Origin of the sequence: Bacillus sp. THAF10 (assembly GCF_009363695.1) — a bacterium.
Classification (GTDB): Bacteria; Bacillota; Bacilli; order Bacillales; family Bacillaceae_I; genus Sutcliffiella_A.
Genome location: NZ_CP045403.1, coordinates 1,985,282 through 2,008,191 on the forward strand (window position 1 = coordinate 1,985,282; position 22,910 = coordinate 2,008,191).

Here is a 22,910-nt window from a genome sequence, read left to right on the forward strand (position 1 = left end):
AAATTCTACTTTATGCATGGACAAATCTTTCATTCTATCAAAAAGGGAAAATGTACCTACATCTCTACCTTTTATTGAAAGTTACACAAATAATTTGTTAATTCTTCAATCATGTGCTTCCTACCCTTTGGCCCCCAAGGATCCCATTCCTTACTGTCTGGAAGATAAACTTTATTATGTTGAACAGCCTGGAGCTCTTTCCATTTCTTATCAGAAGCTATTCTGTCTACTTCTGTTTTTGTGCTCCAAAGAAATAATATATTTTCTGGATTTAACTCCTTTAGTTCCGCAAGGGAGACTTTTTTATAGCCACTACGGGGGATGTTAGGACAAGGAATAAAATTAAGACCTTCATACAAAAGCTCCATACATGCATGTTTTTGTTGCCCATAAAGTCTGATTTCTTTGTTTCTTACCCATAATACGGCCCAATTCCCATCATTAGCATATGGTTTTAGTATATTCTTGGCATTCTCTTCAAGCATGCTCATTTCATCAAATATAGCTTGCAGCGATTGTTCCTTTCCTACAAGAGCCGCTACCTCTTTCAGATAATCCTTCCAGCTCGGCTGAAAACCAATACAATGAACGTTTTGTCTTTGTGTCCAAGAAAAGGATTGTTCTTCAGCCATATGAAGTGGGGTCTTGATAATTTTATCTGGTTGCAGGTTCAGTACTCTTTTTGTATCTATTTTCTTTTCCGCATTTATTAGCAAAGTGCCTTCCAATTGTTTTTCTAAATATGAAGGTACGCCGTTGGTAGTGGGGTAAAATGTCGGATACATGGGAGCAACTATGGGTTGGAGACCAAGAGCTAACAAATGATCCTGAAGAAATAATTGGCTAACTAGTGCTATTCGATTTTCCATTCTCTTTACAAAAATAGAGGGAGCTACCCCTTCCTTTTTTTTGAATAATCTACTGAAATAAAATTCATCCTGTATACCAATCATGTTGGCAACATCCTTCATCACAATTCCCTTATTTTGCACAATAAGCTCTTTCGCTTTTTTTATCTTTCTTTCTACAAGATAATCTTTAGGTGACTTCCCGGTTTTCTTTTTAAATGCCCTTGCATAGGAGGTGCTTGTCATGTTTACTTTCTCAGCAAGATCTTTAATAGTCAGGCTTTCGTGAATATGGTTTTCGATATATGTAATAGAATGGTCCATGTCTATTTGCTGGGTGTCTGTAGCTTTTTCTAAAAAACTCCACACTTTTACCTGAAATTTACACCTGTCAGAAAATTTAGTACTGCTTTGCAAGGTCATCATGGACTCAAGTTCAGGACCTGCTTTTAAGGGGTCTATAAAATTAAAATAGATCGTTTCATCCCAGTTTTCATTGCATATTATGGTGAAGTATTTTATGTAGCTCCCTGTTGCAACTGAGATGGTTGCTTCTTCTTTAAGGTTAAAAAGAGTACCTTCTTGCAGTAATTTAGTAGCATCTTGTTGAAAGTGAATGGATGCATTATTTGATGCAATATAAATGATAGAAGGAGAAACAGTTACGCTTTCTCCTTCTTCTAGAATATTTGAATAAAGAATAGTCATCTTGAAGTCTCCTTAATACGAAAAAAATAATGATATTGCTATTATAGTTGATAATGATTATCGGTCGCAATAAGGTTATGTCATTTTCTTATGGAGATTGATAAGATGATCTATTGCAAGCAGTATGAATGCTGCAATCAGTTCCGTGTAAAGCGGAACAGTAATACCACTTACTATTTCATCAGCAAGGTATATGGGTAGCCACATAAACGCAAACGTAACGCTATAAATGCCCAATAACATACTAAAGCGTGATCTCAGCTTTCCAAACAACCGCATTAATATCATAATGGTTAATAGCTCAAACACTAGTGATAAGGGAATTAAACAAATCACATAGTAAATCAAGGAACGTTTTGTATCATAATGAACACTAAACAGTTGAAAAAGCCCTGCAAAACCAAACAAAAGCAAAATGGCCATGCAGGTTATGGCTAATAGCATCATCATGCCAATAGCAGCGGAAACAAAAAATTTTTCTCTATCCGTTAGATTTGGCTCCGTAGGCATTTTCTTATTTACCAAGTTGGCCAGCTCCTTTAAAAGAATTCTTTTAATAGGAGTTATTCAGCACTTTCTCTTTTCATGACAGAAAAAAGCGATAAGTCATTAATCTGACTTATCGCTTTGGTTTGTAAAGTTGATGTTCTTCCCGTAAAAAATTTCATCCATTTCATTGGTTAATTTTTGGGTAATTTCATATTTATCGTCTGTTGACAATGTATCTTTTGTATAACCAAATAAATAATTGTTTAAATCAAACTCTTTTAACCGGCACTTAGTGTGAAAGGTATTTTCTTGATAAATATTCACATCAATCATGTCGTATTGGCTTTTCACTTCATCAGGAATATAATTCTGAATGGAGTTAATGTCATGATCAATAAACAATTTATTCCCATTTACATCTCGTGTAAATCCTCTTACTCGGTAATCCATTGTCATAATATCCGTCTCAAATGAATGAATCAAATAATTTAACGCCTTCAATGGTGAAATTTCTCCGCAAGTGGAAACATCGATATCGGCCCTAAAGGTACTTATGCCCTCTACAGGGTGATATTCAGGATACGTATGTACGGTGATATGACTTTTATCAAGCTGACAGACAACGGAGTCTGGCAGTGGACCTGGTGATTCCTCGTAAGACTCCATTGGCACTTCCACCACTGGCCCTTCGGATACTAGGACGGTAACGCTTGCTCCTTGTGGAACATAATCCTGTTGTGCCACATTTAGTACATGTGCCCCAATGAGATCCGCTACATTTTTTAATATATTCGTTAGCCTTTCTGCGTTATATTGTTCATCAATATAATCTATGTAAGCTTCCCGTTCTTCCCTTGTTTTCGTATAACAAATGTCGTACATGTTAAAGCTTAAAGACTTCGTCAAATTATTAAACTCATGCAAGGTAATTTTTTTTTCGTTTATCACGCTTCCTACCCCTTTCTAATTTCTTGTTAACTTCGTACCCTATTCCAACCATTCAAAAACAATTATGTTGAAAAGAAAGATAAAATTGATGCTTTGTTCTCATCATACGTTTGCTGTCCTAATGCAATTAGTTCTTGAAGAAAATGAATATCATCAAATGGCACTTCTTCTCCAAGTTCTTTGTTTAAACGTAAATAGTTATTTCCTAAAAGTTTTCTACATTGATAAGTAACGGATTCTGAGGAAAGCTGTAGTGCCAAATCCAGTAATTTAGGCGTTACCTTTAGGGAAGGAAAATGAAATGGCAGCCATTGTTTTACCCCCCAGTACTTATTTTGTTGAATCGAAAAATCAATCTTTTGTAAGCCCGTTCCAAGGGATAAGATCTTTACATCTGATAATGCTAATCTAAAATATTCTATTCCTTCTGTTATGCAAACAATGGAAGGGTTATTGGCCCATAAGCCACCATCAATACTTAAATAATCGTTACCGATGTTGTTTGGAGGAAAATAGACTGGCGCAGAACAGGAAGAAAGAACCGCATCCCATAGTTTGATGGTCAGATCCTTTGCAGCCTTGTTTCCATAATTAGATCTGTGTACAAATGGTCTGCCATGTGTAAGATCAACTGCTGGGATAAGTAGCGGACTAGTAATATCAGCAAGACGTTTTTTACCAAATGCCTCCATAATAAATTTCCTTAATTGTTTGTCGCTATATATGCTTTTGAACAATCCCAGTTTAGCTTGACGAGTAAATATTTTCTTTCCATGTTTCGTGTAACCAGCTAGAACATGTTCCATGGGTGTTCCTAAAGCGACGGAGGAAGCAATAATGGAACCAGTGCTAGTACCTGCCACAAGATCAACCAAATCATTAATTGGCACCTTTAATTCCTTTTCGATTTCTAGAAGGATGGAAATGGAAAAAACTCCCCTTATTCCACCACCATCAAGGCATAGCATTTTCATTATCGTTACTCCTGTTGGCGAATTCTTAATGGTAGGTTTTCCAACAAAATAGAAAAAACTCCTAAACTTAGGATGTTGGAAACATCATCCTAATTAGAAGCTGTTCCACTCTATTTTATCTTTTCTTTAGTAACCAGAAATGAAGCGTATTTCCTTAAATGCTCCAGTGTAGAAATATCATGCTCAAATAACGGCATCTTAATAATTTCCTGATTGGTGAATGTTTGATGTATTTTTATTAAATAAGACTGCTCATTTTCTCTCCTTTTCATCATAAAACTGCCATCCGCATAGTCAGGTATTACCTTATTAATAAAAAGAGTTGTCACATTAATATCGTTTTTTTGTAGCATTTTCACAGCATTTTCTGTTTCAATAATGGGTAATCTTTCTGCGTTTAAAACAAAGGAATACCCTGTTACTGTCCTGTCCAAAAGATAATCCCGCACCTTAACAAATTTCGCCTTTCTATTTTGTAACTTCTCAAAAATTGGATCCTCAACTGGTTCACCGTCATGTAATAACTGACTATAGTTTTGCTGGACTTTTCTTCTTTTTTCTAAAAGCCCACTTATCCAAACATTCATCAATTCAGGAAGAGTTAGAAGGCGTAAAGTGTGTCCAGTAGGAGCAGTATCAAAAATGATGTGATCATAGTTGTACATTTCTTCAATGATAATGGATGTTATTTTATCAAATAATGCAGCTTCATCCGCACCTGGCGTGGCACTAGCAAGGTCGATTTGTCTGTGAACCTCCTCTAGCATCGTTGCCCTGACTAATCCTTTGAGGTTGTTTTTCACTTCCTCAATGTATCGTTTTGATTCTTTTTCTGAGTTGATTTCTAGAAGATCTAAATAAGGATTTATGGATAATTTACCTTCCTTCGTTTTCACATGAAAAATATCTCCAATATTATGAGCAGGATCTGTTGATATCAGCAGAGTTCTTTTTTTGTTTTCTGATAGCGTAAGGGCTAGTGCTGATGAGGTCGTTGATTTTCCAACCCCTCCTTTGCCGCCAACGAACATAATTTTATGTGATAAGAGCTTCATTGTTTTACCTCCTTCTGTTAACAGCATCTAATGCCATGTAATGGTGATTTCTCCATCCCCATTCGCAAATGCCATTCATGAAAACGTTCGATTATAAATGGATATAGTTCAAGTGTGTAATAAAAGGCCGGATTAGGAAGACCAAGCATTTCTGAAAAACAAAGAAGCGTAAAGAGGTCTTCTTCTTCTCTCATTTCTCTAGCTATTTCCGTTCGATGGGGCTGTTGCAGTATTTCATCGTAGATTGCTACAACTTTTTTGAGCTTCTCTAATAGATCCATTATTCACCTCGTTAAGTAGATTAAGGGATGATGAGTCGTCATCATCCCTTTCTGTTATATGGATGAATCCATTGGCGGAGTTTTGTCTGTTTTGACGAATACTCTAAATGCCTCGAGAATAATCCAAAATGCAAAAACCAAAATTACTCCACCTAGAATGAATAGAAGCATGTTTGCATCCGTATCCCCAAGTCCAGACCATTGAAACACTACCTGTGTGAACATCGCATACAGAGTCATGGCAAAAATAAAGACCATCGGAACAAAGGTAAAGAAGAAGTTTCTACCCTGCTGCTTTAACCATACAGAAATTAATAATAAACTAACTCCTGCTAAGAGTTGATTACTAGTACCGAACAATGGCCATAGTAGATATCCTCCAGAACCGAAACCATTTGGTCCCTTCGGAATTAAGACTAATGCAGCACTTGAAACAACCGCAATAGAAGTGGCAACATGCATATTCGTTAAAGGCTTAAAGTTATATTCACTTCCAATTTCAGAAATAATGTAGCGCATTAGACGTAAGGACGTATCCAAACTTGTTGCAGCAAAGCTAACAACGATAACTGTAACAATAGTTCTTGCAATATCAGCTGGAATAGCAAGACCTGTTGCAAGTTGGGCAGCACCGTTAATAAAGTTGCCCATGCCCCCAGCACTCGCTGCTCCGAAACTTGCATAGGCATCTCGGAATTCTCCAGCATTAGCAAACAAGGTAGCAACCGCAATTATAGAAATCAGTGCAAGAATACCTTCACCAACTGAGCCTAAATATCCAACAAATCGTGCATCCGTTTCTCTATTAAGTTGCTTGGATGTGGTACCAGAAGCAACTAGTCCATGAAAACCAGAAATCGCCCCGCAAGCAATTGTGATAAAAAGTATCGGAAACCAAGAAACATCGCTTACTTCATTTGTCATGGGAGCTGTCAATTCTGGGCGCAATATCATTAAGCCCGCGTACAGCATGATTAGACCAACTACCAATTGATGAGAGTTAATATAATCACGAGGCTGCAATAGCTTCCATACTGGTAAGGTGGAAGCGAAATAACAATAAACAAGCAAGATGACAATCCAAACAAAGAATGACATGGATACTCCATCAAGTCCAAAAAGCACGGTGTTTTCTGCACCACCAAAGTATTTGACAAGGTCAATTTGTAAGGCAGGAACCTTACTTGTTAAAACTGCCGTCCCGTACATGATGGCAAGAGCAATAATAGACGGAACCAACATTTTCATTTTTCGTTTATAAACAGCATAACCAATCCATATAGCGATAGGAATTTCAATGAAAATTGGCAGTACTGCTGCAGGGAATTTAATAAATAGATTAGAAATAACCCATGCAAATACCGCATTAACCATTAACACTAGGATTAAAATGATAAACAAGAAAAGCATTTTTGCCCGTTTACCAATAAGACGGTCAGTAATGGTACCAATTGACTGCCCTTTATTGCGAACAGACAAGACAAGAGTTCCAAAATCATGCACTCCCGCTGCAAAAACCGTTCCAAGAATTACCCACAAAAACGCAGGTCCCCATCCCCAATACAATGCGATGGCGGGTCCTAAAATTGGGGATGCCCCAGCAACCGATGAAAAATGATGTCCCCATAAAACTACTTTTTTCGTAGGAACAAAATCCACTCCATCATTATACTTATGAGCTGGTGTTACATAATCAGGATCTAGGCGATAAATTTTCGCTGCGATAAACTTTGAATAATACCGATAACCTAAAGCAAATACGATAATTCCAACTATAGCAAGCCAAACAGAATTCACCCTAACTCCTCCCTTTTTCTATGTATACAAGAAAATCGTACTCGCAGGTGAAAGCGTTGTCAATATTAATTTCTGAAAATTCATACTAAATACCTTCTGCTATTATGAGCAGGTGTAAATCTAGAGGAAAAAGTAGTATCTTGTCATTTCTTTAGAAGATATGACTTCTTTCCTAGCTTGCTATTTTCGTAGAAGAGTTTTTAACACGGGGCAATTTTTCTTAGCTTGACGATTAGAAAAAGTCTTAAAGCCGACTTTTACCTGGGTAAAAGCAACAATCTTTTTGAAAAGAGCTTTTAGTAAAGAGCCTTCCTAAAAAATATTGAATGCTTCGGTAAATGAGCATATACTATGGAAGATTCATGTAATTTCATTTGCATACATAACTAGTCAAGGGGGATAAGTTTGTTGAAGCTGAAACATTTTTCTATGATTTTTACCGTAATCCTCATTCTAAACGTCTTTGCCTCCACCTCAGTGTTTGCAGAAAGTGAAACAGAGTTCCAACCCAAAGTGCTAGCTTTGGGGGATTCCATTCCGTATGGGACAAGCCTTCCTGATCGGTCGTATGCGTTTCCTAATCTTATTTTAGAAGGAAATGCTGTTGTAAAGAATGTAAGTGTCCCAGGATTAACGAGCGATGGTTTACTTACACAGATAACCTCAGATTCTACCACTATGGAAGCTATTGAGGTTGCAGATGTCATTACCATTAACATAGGAAATAATGATCTCTTACAAGCTGTAGATATTAAAGCAATTCAAGAAGCACTTTTAAAAGGAAATCCAGTTGATTTCGAAAAAATTAAAGCAAAAGTTGGTGTAGCGTCAAAACTAGCAGGTGAAAATCTTCAACAAATATTAGCTTCTATCAGCACACAAAATGAAGATGCTGTCATCCTTTTATACAATATGTACAATCCGTTTCCAAACTTAGAATCAGAACCTTTTAAAACACTTCATGCTCTTGGAGAAGAAATTCTAAAGCCAGTAAATACAAGTTTAGGTGGAATTCCTCTTCTCTACCCTAATACCATCGTTTTGGACGCTTATCATGCGTTTAATGGGAAGCAGCTTGAATATGTATATCCAAATGATGTGCATCCAACAGAAAAAGGACATGTGGTACTAGCATCTCTAGCAACAGAGGAACTCCTAGCCTTTATACCGCAACCCGAGCCACCTCCTATTTATGAACTGGAATTAAGTTATTCTACGGATGAGACAGAGGGACCTTTAACAATCCATGTGGATACAAAGGGTGAAGTTCCTTTGAAGTTATTGTGGATGCCTGGCGAGAGAAAAGCGGAAGATTTTATGAACGCAAGCGGAGTCCATACTATTACAAAATCAACTTTTGAGGTTTCGGAAAATGGTGTCTATACTGTTCTTGGTATTTTCAGTGAGGATTTTAGTGCTTATGCTTTAAGCTCGATTGAAGTAACTTCAATCGTTCCTAAAAAGGAGCCACCAGTTAAGGAAGAACCACCTGTTGAAGAGGAGCCTCCTGTTCAAGATAAAGATGAAGTAAAGGAAGGTAGGCCACCTTCTGGAAGCAACCAGGATAAAGAAAGGATCTTATCAATAGTAAATTGAAAAAAACATTAAAAGATCAACTAATCTACTTTGACTACATATCTTTATAGATATCACCAGAATGTAATAAATCCAAAGAATACAAACTCACAGTATATAGAGAAGGATGTAGCTTCAGGGTTTATAGTTACAAATGTAAAAAGAGAGGAATTAACTAACAGATACCTGGGGTTTTAAAAGAAGAAAATAATCCTATTATATTCGGTATTATTCATCTTCTTGTAACAACAGGAATACGAAATATACAATTCTGCAGGTTGAAAGTAAAGGATGTGATGAAGAATTATGCTAAAGGAGACTATTACGTTGAAGTGTTGGGAAAAGGAAATAAAAATAGAATTTGTGTCATAAAACCAAAGGTCTTTGTAAGGATTGTGGAATTTATGAGAGTTAAAGGATTCCCAATCTGCTTAGCGATACTGATAATTCTCACCTATATACAACCAACACAGGCAAACCCTATTCAAATTCATATTTTTCTACCTATATTAAAACAGCCATAAAACGGAACCCATTGGAAATATAAAAAAACAGGGAGAATCCGATCTCCCCATACCATGATTTGCGATAATTTCTAATAAAAGCAGTTCGGATATCTATGACATTAGTTGAAGTCTTAGACATGAGCAGATTGAAACGAAAGTAATCTATCCTGCCAAAGTATTTGAACAGAAGTGAAATGCGATTCATCATTGGAAAAATGGGGTTTTAGCAGAATATATTTAATTTGATACCAATAGAAAAAGCTAGTACGCAGACAAAAGATTGTCCATGTATTAGCTTTTTAAATTGAAAAATCTAAATTGAAAAATTTAATAAAACAGAAGAAAGTTAATAATCTATAGTTTTATTACTATCTATTATACTCTAAGGTATAATTATTAAAATTAATATAAGCCTTTTGAAATTCTATCAAGCTTGGATTTTCTGAAATCAATACAATATTATACAGTTTATCTGTTTCTAAAAGGGTGGAAGACGGTATTTTATTGCTAAAAAAAACATCAGGTGTATTATTCATAACATCATTAGCTAAAAACTGCTCATCGACCTCAATTCCTTCTATACTAACAGACTCATAATAAATTTCCTTGTTACTATTTTCTTGAACAATAACCCCAAGAACTACGTAGTATTTTCCGTTTTCCTGTAAAGTTGTCACTTGTGTTACCTGTACATTAGTTTTTGAATCGACACCTTTACACGCAGATAGTAGTAAGAAGACTGATAATAAGATAATTATATATCTTCGCAATTAAACCTCTCCGTTCCATAAGTTTCTATCTTGCTGTTAAGTTTTTTCTAGTTCCTTGATTGTATAATTTATATTTCTGGTATCCATAACCTGATTTAAATAGAAATTTCCATTTATTACCGGTGCTTGTCGTTGTAGTGTTATTTAGATTAACAGTATTACCATATACGGTGACCCCAACAGCGTGAGAGAATGTATAGGAGCTTGTCTGAGTTTCCTCGTGTGATGAACCAGTACCAGGAGTAAACTCTGGTCCATCTACAGAGTTATAACTAGCACCATTACAGCAAGTGATACTTGATGACCATCTGGAACCTCCAACAAAGTTTTGAGCGGTTACCTTTGTGTGTTCATTACCCGAAATTGTTCTATAAATACTTCTACTGTATTCAATTTGAGTTTGAGCAATTTTTCCATTTGATGTCAGTAGTGTAGAAGTAACTAATGGGAATGTTGTGGTACCACTTAGAGTTACAGATGACGAACCACTTGCCTCTTGGGTTAAATTAGGTGTTACTAGTTTAACTTGAACAGAAGTTTTAGCAGTTTTATTTGAACTCAGTGTAAAAGTCGTATCTACTCCCTTAATTGCATTTACTTCTCCTACATTAGTCCAAGCTGTTGTTTTATTAGAGCTTATAAAATTCCATCCACCAACGCACGCTATACAAGCAACGCTAAACTCCCCTGGTTCCATTTCTAAGTAATTATTTTTAAATTCGTGTTCATAGAAAAAGAACTCCATCGGTTTATCAAGATTATTTATAGTGTTATATTCTACAATCCCCTTTATTTCATCCTCTGACATTTTATCAATATCGTTAATGTAGAATCTATCAAAGTCAAACACACCTGTATACTTCGGAGAACTTATGATGATAGTATAAGGGATCTTATAATATGCTTCACCAACATTATTTGCTACTAATTCCGGTGGAGCTTGTATTTCAAAATCATTAATTTCCTTTAGTTTTTTCACTACAGTATTCAATACTTCGGTATTATTTATATTTTCAAATACTTGAACATGTAAGTGATTTTTTGGGGCTGCATTTTCTTGTTTAATATCACGCATTTTTACTTTTTTATTTTTCAAAGTAAAGCTATCTACTGTATCTGTAAAAAAGTTATTATCCAAAATTTTGACATCCTCTTTATCGTCAACAGTGATACTATTTGTTCTTCCTTGGAGAGTTTCTAATACAGCCAATTCCCTATCGGTGAATTCACTTTTATCTATGTTTGTGTTTTTAGCTGCTGATGTAATAGGAGAGTTTGTACTTATTATCATAAGTAATATTACAATTAATATTGAAATTTTTTTAAACATTCAGTTTCCCCCTAAGTTTTGTTATAATCCAATTACAATGCTTGTTTCACTTTTGAGCATTAATATAAACGCACCCTCCTTTTTTATTCATCATAAATAATTCTACATGCACTGCACATATCCATTTATTTTCCACTTGGGAAATTAGTAGGTTAAATTATTGGATAAATATTATATTTTTACTATCACTTTCCTGAAATATGAAAAGGCTTTACAAAACTAATTCTTATAGATATTAATTTGATATAGACAAGAGAGAGAAGGAAATTATGAAATTGGAAGGCAAGTTGAAAGGAGAAATGATGAGACAGATAACTGGTAGAGGATTGTGGAAGTTGTTTAAGTAATTAATAGGGTGCTCTCTGTAGCTTTGAAATATAGTTTGATCAAAAATATCTCGTAATCCCTTATTTTAAGATAAATCAGAAGAATCCATTTTGGAAAAATTGGATTCTCCTTAGCAGATATAAGTTTGGTTTTTATAAAACCCGATAGCGAAAATCTTTAAGAGTAAGACGGTTCAGTTATTAAATGGTTTCCATTTTGGATCCCATTCAACTTTCTCACTGGGAACGCAGTAATATTATTAACTAAGGTAGTTTAGTTTTAAATGCTAAAAATATAGGGTATTGTTCTTTTTTTGGAAAAAAAGGTGAAACTTCCTCATTCGGTACAGGTTCGACCACTTTTTCTATAATGATACCTTCTTTACATAGAGAATTAATGTATATCTCTAGTGGTCTATGTATATGAGTAGTTTTTTTATTATATAATCTAGAGCAATATTAAACTTAGAGTTTTCCATTTATACATAACCAACCTCCAAAATTCTTCTTTATGTAATATTGATTATGCTTGTTTCACAATTCTGCCCGTTTGCTTAATTCCAATTATTTTAAAATTAAAAAAAACCGTCAATACAATATTCCTCCTGGTCAACATTAAAACGAGCGCTGATCCTTGTTACAGGATAGCGCCCGATTGCTGAATAACGTTAATGAAGGAAGGAATACGTTAGTGAATAATAAATTTCTCACACTAAAACCACACTTTATGCATACTTTTTAGAAACAGTTCTGTGATGGGAAATCCAGAACTCTCCCCAATAATCGAATCAATTCCACAATAAGGGCAAACTGCTGTGTTATCATCATCCCACCATTCAACAATTTCTTTTGGGTTAAATATTTTCAAACAGTAAAAACACCCACATGTGCTATCCTTTTCTAAGTCTTTCCTATTATGACTACTAAAACGATGAGATTCCTTCGTTTCATTTTCTAACTCTTCAAGTTCTTTTGATGGTTCTGCTCCTATTTTACTGATTGCTTCTGTGATTGAAGTTGTTATACCTAAGAGATTGAATCCTTTCTCTCTAATTTCCTCGGATAAGAAATTTATGTTATCTAAAAAGCTTTTATCATTAGTAACTATTACAATGTCATCTGAAATATTAGCAAGTATTGACTCCCATATTATTTCATCACCTATTGTTACTGCATCTTTACTTCCAGGAGGATTTCCTATTAATTGCCTATCTTTTGCTTTTTTTATTATCTCACCATTAATTTCAAGCTTTTCTACAACTTCTGTAGCATATAGCTTATTGATAACTTTATTTATAGGATCATCCTCTTCATTAAATTTAATAGAATCAATTTTTCTGATTAATCTATCAACGGTTTCTTGCAACTTCTTTTTTAGATTAATTAATTCCTTATATTCCTCAATAGAGTCCACAAAATGAGAGTTGTAGGGATTTAACACTTTCTTATATTTTCTAAAGTCATCAGATATAGCTTTAAATTGTTTATTCCTATTTCTTTTATATTCATAATAAACCTGTTTAGGTAAAATTAGATGTTCTGCATAACGAACCAATTCTTCTATCTTTGTTAAAGATGTTTGATTAGACCTATAAAACTCTAAAAATACATTAGTGTCAATAATTATTTTACCTGCCATACATGTCCTCTCTTTTCGGATTCAATATCCATAGCATTAAATTGAAAAAAAATAATGGAGTAATTTCAAGTCCAATAATTAGTTTTTCAAGGGTTTGTAAGGATATATTTCTTGCTCCTCTCTCTATACCACCAATGTATGAATCTTGTAATCCTGTTCTTTCTGCAAGTATCTCTTGAGTTAAACCTCTTAATTTCCTAATTTTCCTTATTCTCGCTCCAATAAATTTAACTAAGTCGGACATTTGGAAATCACCTCTCTATTTAGAATAAAAAAGAGAAATTTTCCAGATAAGATGCATAAACTATCTTTTTTTTGCAAAATAATAACTATAAGTACAGAAAGGAGAATGATTGTGACAATTTCAATTGCAAAAGTTAGAATTATTGGTACTCGCACTCTTTTATTTAATAAATTTTCCATAGATAGTAAATAATTCATAGAGTGTAAATAAAAAAATCCTAAACATTGAATACTTTGAGTACTCAAGTTTAGGATACTATGTTTAAATAATGTAAGATGAGAAAACAGCAAACAACCCACCAAACACTGCAACAATTTCTTATAGCTTGATGTTGTGGGGAGCTGGAGTTTTATTTACAGGTCTTATTACCATGGCAGGAGTTCTTGTTAGAAGAAAATCGCTTCCACATAACAATAAAAAGTAAAGGCACCCATTCAAAAGAAGGGTGCCTTTATTTCTCAATAAAGAAATCTAATAAATAGGTCAACGTTCTTTCATATTTTGTAAGATTTAAGAGCTTGTTTTGATACGATATCCTCCCTTTAAGCTTCCATCTCCCTGTTTTTAATACTTCCATTTTTCGGTAGGAAGGAGCATTGGAGAACTTCGGGAACATGTATTCAGAGGCAATCTTTCCTAGTCCGATTATTTCTTCCTCTGCATTTCTAATGAATACATAATCGCCAACTTTCATTTTATGACAAAATTGATATAAGGCTGATGCATGTAGATAGGAATCCTTTTGATTATTTAGTTCTCTCATGGCCTGCCATAAATCTTGTTTGCTCTTATATGTCCTTATGTCCCCTAGTTCTCCATGCTGCATAATTAATAACCCGTTTTCAAGATGAAATTTACCATCAGGAAGCTCGCACATCCAGTACTGAACATCTTCACTTCTGGTGAGCAATACCTTCTCATCCTTAGTTTCCACATGTTCTTTGTAGAAATAGTAAAGAAAACAGCTTATTTCATAAAAAATTGGGAGCTCTGTTTTTCTCCCGACAATTTCAATATATTTGTCAGCAAGAAAACTTTTTTGAATTAGCTGTTGGTAATGCTGAATCTTAGTTCCTAATGACAAGGAATTAATCCTTGCTGCTTCTTTGTAAATAGCCTCCACAGCGATACATTCGAATTTAGAGAACCGACAAAAATAGTGAGGAAACAGGTAATGCAAAAGCTCTCCAACTGCTTGCTGGCCAAATCCTGTTAGCTTATAATCTGGACTCGCGTAGAAATTTTGAATCCTCTCTTCCATCAATCCTTCCCCAAGCGCAAAATAAAGGAAGCTTTTTCGATACTGTTCAAGTGGTACACGTTTTTGTCCAAGTGCTCTTTCCCTAGCCAAGGGAAATTGAAAGATACTTAGCTGATCTCCTAGTTCTTGAATGTCTTTCCACTCCAGGCAAGACAAGCTTTCTATCATACGAAACCTTTGAAAATAGTGGTACCTCTTTTCTTCAACCTCAATATCCCCTATCCAATTCTCTGCAAGACTTTTATATAAAAATAAATATTGATCTAATTCCTCAAAAGCTGCTCTTCCTTTTAATGTGCCTGGAATTTTCCAAAAGGAGTATAAAAGTTGATCTTCTTCCATTGTTAGGGGCTGAACCTTAATGTTTTCCAATCTGAATAAATCTAGATTTTTTAATCCCCATATTTTACGTAAATTCTTTAAGGTTAGCAGTTTGCCATATTCAACAATTTCCATTGTTAGCGTGATACATTCCTCGTGAGTGCTACTAGTTAGCTTGCAAATGTATTCTATTCCTTCTTGATCAGCATAGTAAATTTTATCTCCTATCTCTAATTGGGTGACATGGAGGTGTTCATACAATTCTAGGTGCATCTTTATTATTCCAGTTGTAATCTGTACTCTATTGCCACGTATTATCCATGAGGGCAAACGGAACACTCCTTTCCCACTCATATTTCCTCCCTATACTTTATTACTTAAAATGAAAAAACATTCAATTTTAATATTAGGGACTTGCACATGATAATATTTTTCGAAAGTTGTTGACAATTAATGGTTTCCTACATATAATTTATCTTGAAGTTATAAATCTTGAAGTAAAGATAATTTAATTAAAAGTAAATGAGGAGGAATAGTTAATGGCAAAAACAGTTTGGAATATTGACAAATCTCATAGTTCAGTAGATTTCGCAGTTAAACACATGATGTTCGCTACCGTAAAGGGTGGGTTTCAGGAATATGAGGCAAAAGTTGTAGCAGATCCAACAAATTTAACAGATGCTGAGATTGAATTTGTAATAGATGTAGCAAGTATTGATACTCGAAGCAGTGATCGTGATGCTCACCTTCGTTCAGCGGATTTCTTTGATGTAGATAATCATCCGAAAATGACGTTCGTCGCGACAAACATTGTAAAAGCAGATGAAAACGAGTATGAAGTTACAGGTAACTTAACGCTGCGAGGAACGACAAAATCTGAGACTTTTTCAGTTACGTTTGAAGGGTCTGGTCAGGACCCTTGGGGAAATGAGAAAGCAGGTTTTTCAGTAGAAGGAAAAATTAAACGTAGTGATTACGGTCTCACTTGGAATGCTCCGCTAGAAGCTGGTGGCGTACTTGTTGGAGACCAAATCAAAATTTCTTTACAATTGCAAGCAGCTAAAGCGTAAAAAACCTGTTCCGTTTAAGGAGAGAAAAGAAAAACAGTGCTAAAAACACTGTATTTAACAGCAAAAAACCCAGACTTAATGGCTCTGGGTTTTTACGATTTTTTAACTTGTTATTCCGTTAAAACTCCTAGTAAATGGAAGTAACCCCTTTTGTACGTTCCAGTTCCTATTGCAGATTTAAATACTCCATTCACCAAAAAGGAAAATGCTGAAGTATCAAAATGTCTTCGTTTTCTTACAAGCATAAAGGTGCCTAACCGCTTTACCATCTTATACTTTCAGCCCGTCATTCAAGAATCTGGCCATAAAAATGCTAAATGAGCGCAAGTCTCTTATTCTAGGATTGCGCTCGATAACGGAAAATCATATAGACAATTTAGCAAATATTTTTGCTTCCAGTTTCTCTTATATTTCTAGTAATACCCTCTAGTTCTTTTTTCGTATCAGGGTGTAAAACAATCTTATTGGTAAGATCTAAGGTGGAATCTTTGACTTTTCTTCCCCATTTCCTTGAAAACGAACGCCAATCACATACCATTTCGATGAGATATTTTCTGGGCATAGGCAAAGCCTGATTATTATTCGAATCAACAACCCAATATTCCCAATGATGCTTATTTTTATGTTGATGGTGCAGCCAGGCATATCTCCATTTCAATTCATCATCAGCACTTTTTTCTCCATCATAAAAAAATTTCTTTGCATACGGAAAAAATTCTTTTGGTGAAAATTTTGACCAATCATGAATAATGCCTTGTATGTATAATCCTTCTTTCCAGCATTCAATAAGCACGTTTAGCTTATGGTCAAGGATATAAAGGAAGTACTTCCAACTAGCCTTTAACATAAAAAGCCCCCCATTTATCCGTTAAATGTTAGATTTATTTTCTATTTAAATATTTTTATTTCTTCTATTTTAGTTTAATACAAGATAAGATCTAAATGAAATGGCAGCCTATTCTTCAACTTTTGCTTTAGATAGTAATGCTATTAATTTTTTTCTTTTAATATAGTAACTACTCCAATACTAAACACCAAAATACCAATTAACATTAATGAATGTATAAATCCATTTAGAAGAGGTACAAATTCTCCAGTTAAATTCTGGTTTCGATACACGATTTTAACTAGGCTGTACCCAAGAGGAGAACTAATTACTAAAATAATAATCCCTAAAATAAAAAATAACATTGCTTGTTTATTCATCAATCATTCCCCTTTTTACAAATTTAATTGTTCGTCCCTACTCCTTAATGCCAATTATTTCAAATATTAGGCATTTACTCAAGAAAAATTTTCCATAAAAAAAGAAGCTTACCTTAGTGAATATAAGCTCGCTCTGTAATTAAAACGTGCTGACCTTTCATTCCTATCATAATCCCCCTTCCTCAGGAGCAATCTACTATGCTACAATTGCTCCTATTTAATTGAAAAAATCACTTTCGCGCGTTCCAGTTCCCAAGATAGGGAAGGATAGTCATAAGAATAATAAAGAAACCTAACAGTATTGCTCCACCTTCAAAAGATAAAAGAGAAATTAGCCTTAAAGATTTTGGATCATCTTTCTTATTAAATATAAGAACAATCCACCAAACATTAGAAAGAATAAACCTATCCCTAAACCAATTAAGAAGCAAATATAGATACTTGCTCCAGTTTGTTTAGTATCTCTATCTGTTCATTTTTCTCCATATCCATGATGTAATTAGGAGTATTACACCAACTGAAGCACCAATAATTTGGTCTAATAGAAGTTCACCAGTTCTGAAATAACGAATAGTAAAAGTTCCTCCAAAAATAGCTATTATAGTAACTGCTAATTGAATAAGATATGAGTTTATTTTCACCTATTTCCCCTCCCGCCTATTTTAAACAACCTTCCAATACTTATGTAAGGAGTGAGCCGTTTTGCAACAAACGCTCCAGTTTGTTGCATACTGGAGTATAAATAATGTAATCATTTAGCTCAATTTTCTTATATATTTCTCTTAAATTTCAATTCAAACTCTGGCTTAGTTTTATAGTCCATATAATGGACACTTCCGTTAAAGTCTAAATATGATTGATAGCGTGTACGCAGTGCAGGAGCTGAGACCATATTAAGGACTTGCTCTTTACTAACCCAGCGACTTTCTGCTGTTTCATCAGATGTTGTCAATTCCCCACCTATAGGTTCACATACAAAATCAAACATCACTTTTGTAGGTACTATCTTTACCCCGCTATGTCCTTCATATGTGCCCGTATTAGAGAAAACCCCTACCAAATGAGATACTTTAACATCAATCCCGCTTTCTTCTTTAACTTCTCTTATTACCCCATCTATTAAATTTTCACCTACCTCCACTTGACCTCCTGGAAATACCCAGTGACCATCTCTACGGGTTTTAACTAATAATATTTCACCTTTACCATTTTCAACAAAGCCCCCCGCAGCCACAATATGTACTGGCATTTGCATTATAAATCACCTCATTTATAATATGTTTTTCTTCCAAAATCCTGCCCCATTCTTAAGTAAGAAGCGACCCGCTTTGCTGCAATTGCTCCCAATTAACGGCAATTCTAGTGAAAATTTTCATTAGTTTGAATGATTTTTTTTGCTTCTAAAATTTATAGCCCTATCAATATACTCCTTAGCATCCTTAATAATATATTTTAGTATAATAGCAAGCATTAGGCTGAATATTGAAAAAATTATGAACACCAATCGATATAAATTAGCGTTATTATCTTCGTATGGGTGGTTCATTTAGCTGATGATGATAAGAAAAATAAACATACCACTTATACCAAATAAAATTTTTGACAACCATTTAACCCTTTCAAAATATGGCATTAATGACTCCCTCCTTAAAAACAAATATTATGTGTTGCTAGTTCTACAATCCGGCCCTTAATGAAATATCCATTATTTTCAATTATATCACATAAGTTGGCAGGAACACTTGCGATTTGACAAGTCATGTAACCCCCTATATAGCACCTCATTTTTTGCTGTGCAATAAATAATTTACGCTTGCTAATGGAAATGCTGTTTGCAGTGTTAATTGCCACATAATTGATTGAAAACATTGTTATACCAACACATAAAGCAGGGATAATTCCTATGTGAATTATCCCTGCTTTATTAGTAATGGTATCTATTCCAAAACCCAACCCCTACTCGAAAAATAGGCTTGTTGTAGATAGTTACCGTAATTCTTCCCAAATGATATCTGCCACTTGCAAACACACAATAGGAGCAAGGTCAGTGGAATAGGAAGCATCCATGACCTTTTTTATTTGTACCGCTAAATTCTCCAATTCATCACAATATCGTAAGGCTTTATAAATCTTCTTGATTTCGAGGGAATATTCATCCTCAGCACCGCCTAATGCAAGAAGGTCCATGGGATCCCAATCATTAATCACCTTTTTTACAATCTCATAATTGCTTAATATTAGCGGATTTTGTGACTGATTCATCCTTAACACCCACCTGAGTTAATTTGATAGTGCACCATAAAATTTGTTTGTCAGCTCTATTGTGTGTTTGCTTCCGCCTTTTTCAAGCACATCCTCTATTAGCATGGCGGTTAAGAGTGTTGGATTCTTTTGATCGTAAGAAATCCAAAGGCCGTTTTCCATACCTTTTGTTTTATCTATTTCAGCCGTTCCGGTTTTACCTGCAATTTCTCTGCCAGGTAGATTAGCAACGCTCGACTTTCCTTCTGTAACCGTTTGCCGTAAAAGTCCTTTAAGTAAAGCTGCTGTATCGGATGAAGCGATTTCCTTCCATACGCTTGACTCCTCTTCTTTCAATAATAACGGCTTCATCATGGTCCCGTCATTCACTATACCCCCATAAATACTTGCCAGATGAACAAGACTTATCAAAAATTCACCTTGTCCATATGCGGTATGTGCCAACATGACATTACTGTTAAATTTGCCTGAGTTAGAGATTTGTGAATTGCTTTCTATTGGATATGCAAAAGGAAGTTCTTCCCCAACCCCGAGTTTTCTCAAACCCTCTTCAAAAGTTTCTGCACCAATTTCCACCCCTGCCATTGCAAAATAGATATTATCTGAATTGTTCAACCCACTTCGCAAATCAACCTTTTTATCATCTTCATACACTCTTGTAACGTTGCTGCCTCCGATATTCCATTGTTTCTTTGGTATATCATATTGATGATTTGGATCTAGCTTTCCGCTTTCTAGTCCTATAATGGCTGTTAAGAGTTTCATTGTAGATCCTGGAGAATAGGTATAACGGAAAGTATTCAGTGTTGCATTATTACGTGGACCTATTGTGACACTATTGGGATCATATGCAGGGACACTTACAAGACTTAGTACTTTTCCAGTGCTTGGTTCATACACCGTGGCCTGGCCTGTTTCATCTTTAATCGTCTCATATAACTTAGCTTGAATCTCGGCATCTATCGTGAGCGTAATGTCCTCTCCCCTGACAGGCTCTGTTCTGGCAACTGTTTTTTCCGTTCCGTCCTCTTTCACTTGAGTCACAAGCATTCCTTCTGTTCCTTTTAGTTGTTCTTCATAAAGGGCCTCCATTCCTGCTTTTCCTACCCTGTCACCAGCTTCATACTCATCATTTTCTTCCAAGTCTTGTGCCGTAACCTCATCGATATAACCAACTAAATGAGCTGTAGCTTCAGCATATGGGTATACCCGTTGTACTTCTCTGTTATTCCAAATTCCTTTTTCAAAGTCGATAATTTCGAGAACATGCTCTCTTTGCTCTTCTCGAAATTTTTTAATAACCATTAATTGATCTGGTTGAGCCCAGCTTACTGTATATAGCTTGGTGATATCCTCTTCTGTCAGATTAATATGTTCGGCAAGTCGTGTGAGGTCTGTTTCTGCGTCAAACTTTCCCGGAATAATTCCAAGTAGGATTAGTTCTTCATCCCCTGCAAGCAACCGGCCTTCTTTATCAAATATCTCCCCTCTAGGGGCAGGTGAATAGGCGACTTTAAATGTATCTGTTAGTGCATAATCGGGAAAAATAAAGGTAGGATCCCAATCGAGATGCCAGTGTTCATTTTCTTCCTCATCTATTGTTTTTGCTAGGACAAATTCAACCTCATAGTCTACTTTTCTTGCAAAAGTATCATAGGAAATTTTAGCTGGAATCGTCACCGATTCTTTTTCCTCCCATAATATTTCTTTATCTAGTATTTCGATTGTTAAGTTCTCCATTTGAAAGAAATCATAAACCTCAAGATGCTTCTCTTTAAAAAGTTTTAGTGACACTTGTTCTTTATCAGAAGGTTGCAAAAATTCTTGATGCATCTTTTCATAATCTTTTTCCGTCCATGATGTTATGTATTTGTTTAGGACATCGTAAGGATTAACAGGTTCTTTTTGACAGCCTGATAGAATTGCTAGAGCAGTAAAGATAAATAATAGTCTTTTCATAAAGGACCCCCATCCCTAAATCATTGTTAATTTAAGCATACATGAATTTCCAGAGGTGGAAAAGGAAAATGCTTCTATCAATCAGATGATTTGCAAAGGTTAGTGGTTCCCCTTTATTAATGGTTGTTTCGCAAACTTTGTGGCTACTGCGTATAGATATGATGCAAGCAATGAGCGTTGCTGCCGTGTTCTATTCATTGAAAAATGGCAATTTTATTGGTTGCATCACTGGAAAAAGTCCTAATGCCGAATTTTTCTAGTGAATAGCAACAATCTTTTAGACAAGAGATTTATGAATAAAAAAACCCATCCCATAGTTGGGACGGGAATTAAAACCACGTGTCTGCCAAAATACTGTAGGACTGGAGTCTAGCTTTTTGATCAAAAACGTGGGTATTCACAATGATTTCATCTGCTTCAGTTTCTTCTAGAATTGCGGATAATTTTTGCTTCACCGTCTCTTGGCTGCCAATGACTGTATATTTTAATTGTTGATCGACTATCTGCTTTTCATAGGGACTCCATAAAGAATCCATGTTTTCCACCGGTGCCTGTAATTTACCAGGTTTTCCTCGAATTAAATTAAGAAACTGTATCTTGATAGAGGTGGCAAGATATTCTGCTTCTTCATCGGTTTGAGCTGCGATAACATTAACCCCAATCACGGCATAAGGCTTAGAAAGTGATTTAGAAGGTTTGAAGTTTGTTTTATAATATTCTAATGCTGGTAATGTATAGTCTGGTGAAAAATGACTGGCAAAAGCGAAAGGAAGTCCAAGCTCTGCGGACAATTTTGCACTAAAGCCACTAGACCCAAGAAGCCAGATAGGAATATGGAGTCCTTCGCCTGGTACTGCACGGACTTTGGCTGTGGTGTCTGGTTTAAAATAGGCCATTAATTCTGCCAATTGGTTTGGAAAATCCTCTCCTCCACTTTTTCGCTCACGTCGCAGCGCAGCGGCAGTTAGCTGATCACTGCCTGGTGCTCGTCCAAGCCCTAAATCAATTCGCCCTGGATAAAGAGATTCAAGTGTGCCAAACTGTTCTGCAATTACAAGTGGAGCATGGTTAGGAAGCATAATCCCACCTGATCCTACGCGAATTGTTTTGGTAGCTCCTGCTATGTGACCGATGATAACAGCAGTTGCTGAGCTTGCAATTCCCTGCATATTATGATGTTCTGCTAACCAATACCTTGTGAATCCGAGGTTTTCCGTATGCTGAGCAAGCTCCACGCTGTTTGTAAAGGCCGAGCTTGCATCACTTCCTTCTGTTATGGGAGCCAAATCTAATACAGATAAGGGAATATTGTTATTTTGCAATGGTAAAACTCCCTTCTTT

The 22,910-nt window shown here is 35.4% G+C and carries 21 protein-coding genes and 1 pseudogene; 2 read left to right on the top strand and 20 right to left on the bottom strand.

Annotated elements, in window-relative coordinates:
* Positions 1 to 71 precede the first annotated feature (71 nt).
* From FIU87_RS10365 to FIU87_RS10395, 7 genes are all read right to left on the bottom strand, one after another.
* On the bottom strand, positions 72 to 1,556 hold the full coding sequence (locus FIU87_RS10365; protein ID WP_152444525.1) for an AraC family transcriptional regulator: 1,485 nt from the start codon (positions 1,554 to 1,556) through the stop codon (positions 72 to 74).
* A 75-nt stretch (positions 1,557 to 1,631) separates the two neighbouring features.
* The gene (locus FIU87_RS10370) at positions 1,632 to 2,081 is read right to left on the bottom strand and encodes a YrvL family regulatory protein (protein WP_152444526.1); all 450 of its coding nucleotides are present in this window, start codon (positions 2,079 to 2,081) and stop codon (positions 1,632 to 1,634) included.
* Between the two features lie 84 nt (positions 2,082 to 2,165).
* Complete coding sequence (gene speD / locus FIU87_RS10375; protein WP_152444527.1) at positions 2,166 to 2,993, bottom strand: adenosylmethionine decarboxylase; 828 nt, start codon at positions 2,991 to 2,993, stop codon at positions 2,166 to 2,168.
* A gap of 62 nt (positions 2,994 to 3,055) precedes the next feature.
* Positions 3,056 to 3,967, bottom strand: coding sequence for a CBASS cGAMP-activated phospholipase (locus FIU87_RS10380; protein ID WP_152444528.1), 912 nt, complete (start codon positions 3,965 to 3,967; stop codon positions 3,056 to 3,058).
* A 110-nt stretch (positions 3,968 to 4,077) separates the two neighbouring features.
* Positions 4,078 to 5,022, bottom strand: coding sequence for an ArsA family ATPase (locus FIU87_RS10385; protein WP_152444529.1), 945 nt, complete (start codon positions 5,020 to 5,022; stop codon positions 4,078 to 4,080).
* Positions 5,023 to 5,039: 17 nt separating this feature from the next.
* A complete protein-coding gene (locus tag FIU87_RS10390) occupies positions 5,040 to 5,303 on the bottom strand; it encodes a cory-CC-star protein (RefSeq protein ID WP_152444530.1) in 264 nt (87 codons plus the stop codon).
* A gap of 54 nt (positions 5,304 to 5,357) precedes the next feature.
* Complete coding sequence (locus tag FIU87_RS10395) at positions 5,358 to 7,100, bottom strand: carbon starvation CstA family protein (protein WP_152444531.1); 1,743 nt, start codon at positions 7,098 to 7,100, stop codon at positions 5,358 to 5,360.
* Between the two features lie 408 nt (positions 7,101 to 7,508).
* On the opposite strand from FIU87_RS10395, the gene FIU87_RS10400 reads away from it, so the two are divergent.
* On the top strand, positions 7,509 to 8,696 hold the full coding sequence (locus tag FIU87_RS10400) for a GDSL-type esterase/lipase family protein (protein ID WP_152444532.1): 1,188 nt from the start codon (positions 7,509 to 7,511) through the stop codon (positions 8,694 to 8,696).
* Positions 8,697 to 9,549: 853 nt separating this feature from the next.
* Here the strand turns inward: FIU87_RS10400 and FIU87_RS10405 are convergent.
* The 6 genes and pseudogenes from FIU87_RS10405 to FIU87_RS10430 form a co-directional block, all read right to left on the bottom strand.
* Positions 9,550 to 9,858 carry a hypothetical protein gene (locus tag FIU87_RS10405; RefSeq protein WP_152444533.1) on the bottom strand — a complete coding sequence of 103 codons (309 nt, stop codon included), beginning with the start codon at positions 9,856 to 9,858 and terminating at the stop codon, positions 9,550 to 9,552.
* Between the two features lie 118 nt (positions 9,859 to 9,976).
* Positions 9,977 to 11,281: a hypothetical protein gene (locus FIU87_RS10410; RefSeq protein WP_152444534.1), complete on the bottom strand. Its 1,305-nt coding sequence runs from the start codon at positions 11,279 to 11,281 to the stop codon at positions 9,977 to 9,979.
* A gap of 1,038 nt (positions 11,282 to 12,319) precedes the next feature.
* On the bottom strand, positions 12,320 to 12,598 hold the full coding sequence (locus FIU87_RS21385) for a cytoplasmic protein (protein WP_152446505.1): 279 nt from the start codon (positions 12,596 to 12,598) through the stop codon (positions 12,320 to 12,322).
* Positions 12,599 to 12,703: 105 nt separating this feature from the next.
* Positions 12,704 to 13,246: pseudogene (locus tag FIU87_RS21390) on the bottom strand (PIN domain-containing protein); the annotation flags it as partial.
* Positions 13,236 to 13,490, bottom strand: a complete 255-nt coding sequence (locus FIU87_RS10425; protein WP_152444535.1) for a helix-turn-helix domain-containing protein — start codon at positions 13,488 to 13,490, stop codon at positions 13,236 to 13,238. The pseudogene FIU87_RS21390 and the gene FIU87_RS10425, both read right to left, overlap by 11 nt.
* A gap of 451 nt (positions 13,491 to 13,941) precedes the next feature.
* Positions 13,942 to 15,426: a hypothetical protein gene (locus FIU87_RS10430; protein ID WP_152444536.1), complete on the bottom strand. Its 1,485-nt coding sequence runs from the start codon at positions 15,424 to 15,426 to the stop codon at positions 13,942 to 13,944.
* A 185-nt stretch (positions 15,427 to 15,611) separates the two neighbouring features.
* Between FIU87_RS10430 and FIU87_RS10435 the strand changes: the two genes are divergently transcribed.
* Positions 15,612 to 16,142 (top strand): YceI family protein, encoded by a 531-nt coding sequence (locus tag FIU87_RS10435; protein WP_152444537.1) that lies wholly within the window; start codon positions 15,612 to 15,614, stop codon positions 16,140 to 16,142.
* A 376-nt stretch (positions 16,143 to 16,518) separates the two neighbouring features.
* Here FIU87_RS10435 and FIU87_RS10440 read toward each other — a convergent pair whose 3' ends face one another.
* The 7 genes from FIU87_RS10440 to FIU87_RS10465 all read right to left on the bottom strand — a co-directional run bounded on the left by FIU87_RS10440 (position 16,519) and on the right by FIU87_RS10465 (position 22,891).
* A complete protein-coding gene (locus FIU87_RS10440; RefSeq protein WP_152444538.1) occupies positions 16,519 to 16,989 on the bottom strand; it encodes a DUF5662 family protein in 471 nt (156 codons plus the stop codon).
* Between the two features lie 143 nt (positions 16,990 to 17,132).
* Complete coding sequence (locus tag FIU87_RS10445; protein WP_152444539.1) at positions 17,133 to 17,348, bottom strand: glycosyl transferase; 216 nt, start codon at positions 17,346 to 17,348, stop codon at positions 17,133 to 17,135.
* A gap of 464 nt (positions 17,349 to 17,812) precedes the next feature.
* Positions 17,813 to 17,989, bottom strand: a complete 177-nt coding sequence (locus FIU87_RS21035) for a hypothetical protein (RefSeq protein ID WP_172971027.1) — start codon at positions 17,987 to 17,989, stop codon at positions 17,813 to 17,815.
* Between the two features lie 128 nt (positions 17,990 to 18,117).
* Positions 18,118 to 18,603, bottom strand: coding sequence for an NUDIX hydrolase (locus FIU87_RS10450; protein ID WP_152444540.1), 486 nt, complete (start codon positions 18,601 to 18,603; stop codon positions 18,118 to 18,120).
* A 731-nt stretch (positions 18,604 to 19,334) separates the two neighbouring features.
* Positions 19,335 to 19,610 carry a DUF1871 family protein gene (locus FIU87_RS10455; protein WP_152444541.1) on the bottom strand — a complete coding sequence of 92 codons (276 nt, stop codon included), beginning with the start codon at positions 19,608 to 19,610 and terminating at the stop codon, positions 19,335 to 19,337.
* A gap of 18 nt (positions 19,611 to 19,628) precedes the next feature.
* Complete coding sequence (locus tag FIU87_RS10460) at positions 19,629 to 21,569, bottom strand: penicillin-binding transpeptidase domain-containing protein (protein ID WP_152444542.1); 1,941 nt, start codon at positions 21,567 to 21,569, stop codon at positions 19,629 to 19,631.
* A 329-nt stretch (positions 21,570 to 21,898) separates the two neighbouring features.
* Entirely contained in the window at positions 21,899 to 22,891 is a 993-nt protein-coding gene (locus FIU87_RS10465; protein WP_152444543.1) for an LLM class flavin-dependent oxidoreductase, read from the bottom strand.
* Positions 22,892 to 22,910 lie beyond the last annotated feature (19 nt).

Coding starts and splice junctions, on each gene's coding strand:
- FIU87_RS10380 (WP_152444528.1), bottom strand. CDS start 3,967: ATGAAAATGCTATGCCTTGATGGTGGTGGAATAAGGGGAGTTTTTTCC.
- FIU87_RS10435 (WP_152444537.1), top strand. CDS start 15,612: ATGGCAAAAACAGTTTGGAATATTGACAAATCTCATAGTTCAGTAGAT.
- FIU87_RS10365 (WP_152444525.1), bottom strand. CDS start 1,556: ATGACTATTCTTTATTCAAATATTCTAGAAGAAGGAGAAAGCGTAACT.
- FIU87_RS10450 (WP_152444540.1), bottom strand. CDS start 18,603: ATGCAAATGCCAGTACATATTGTGGCTGCGGGGGGCTTTGTTGAAAAT.
- FIU87_RS10430 (WP_152444536.1), bottom strand. CDS start 15,426: ATGAGTGGGAAAGGAGTGTTCCGTTTGCCCTCATGGATAATACGTGGC.
- FIU87_RS10390 (WP_152444530.1), bottom strand. CDS start 5,303: ATGGATCTATTAGAGAAGCTCAAAAAAGTTGTAGCAATCTACGATGAA.
- FIU87_RS10425 (WP_152444535.1), bottom strand. CDS start 13,490: ATGTCCGACTTAGTTAAATTTATTGGAGCGAGAATAAGGAAAATTAGG.
- FIU87_RS10455 (WP_152444541.1), bottom strand. CDS start 19,610: ATGAATCAGTCACAAAATCCGCTAATATTAAGCAATTATGAGATTGTA.
- FIU87_RS10410 (WP_152444534.1), bottom strand. CDS start 11,281: ATGTTTAAAAAAATTTCAATATTAATTGTAATATTACTTATGATAATA.
- FIU87_RS10440 (WP_152444538.1), bottom strand. CDS start 16,989: ATGTTAAAGGCTAGTTGGAAGTACTTCCTTTATATCCTTGACCATAAG.
- FIU87_RS10385 (WP_152444529.1), bottom strand. CDS start 5,022: ATGAAGCTCTTATCACATAAAATTATGTTCGTTGGCGGCAAAGGAGGG.
- FIU87_RS10445 (WP_152444539.1), bottom strand. CDS start 17,348: ATGAATAAACAAGCAATGTTATTTTTTATTTTAGGGATTATTATTTTA.
- FIU87_RS10460 (WP_152444542.1), bottom strand. CDS start 21,569: ATGAAAAGACTATTATTTATCTTTACTGCTCTAGCAATTCTATCAGGC.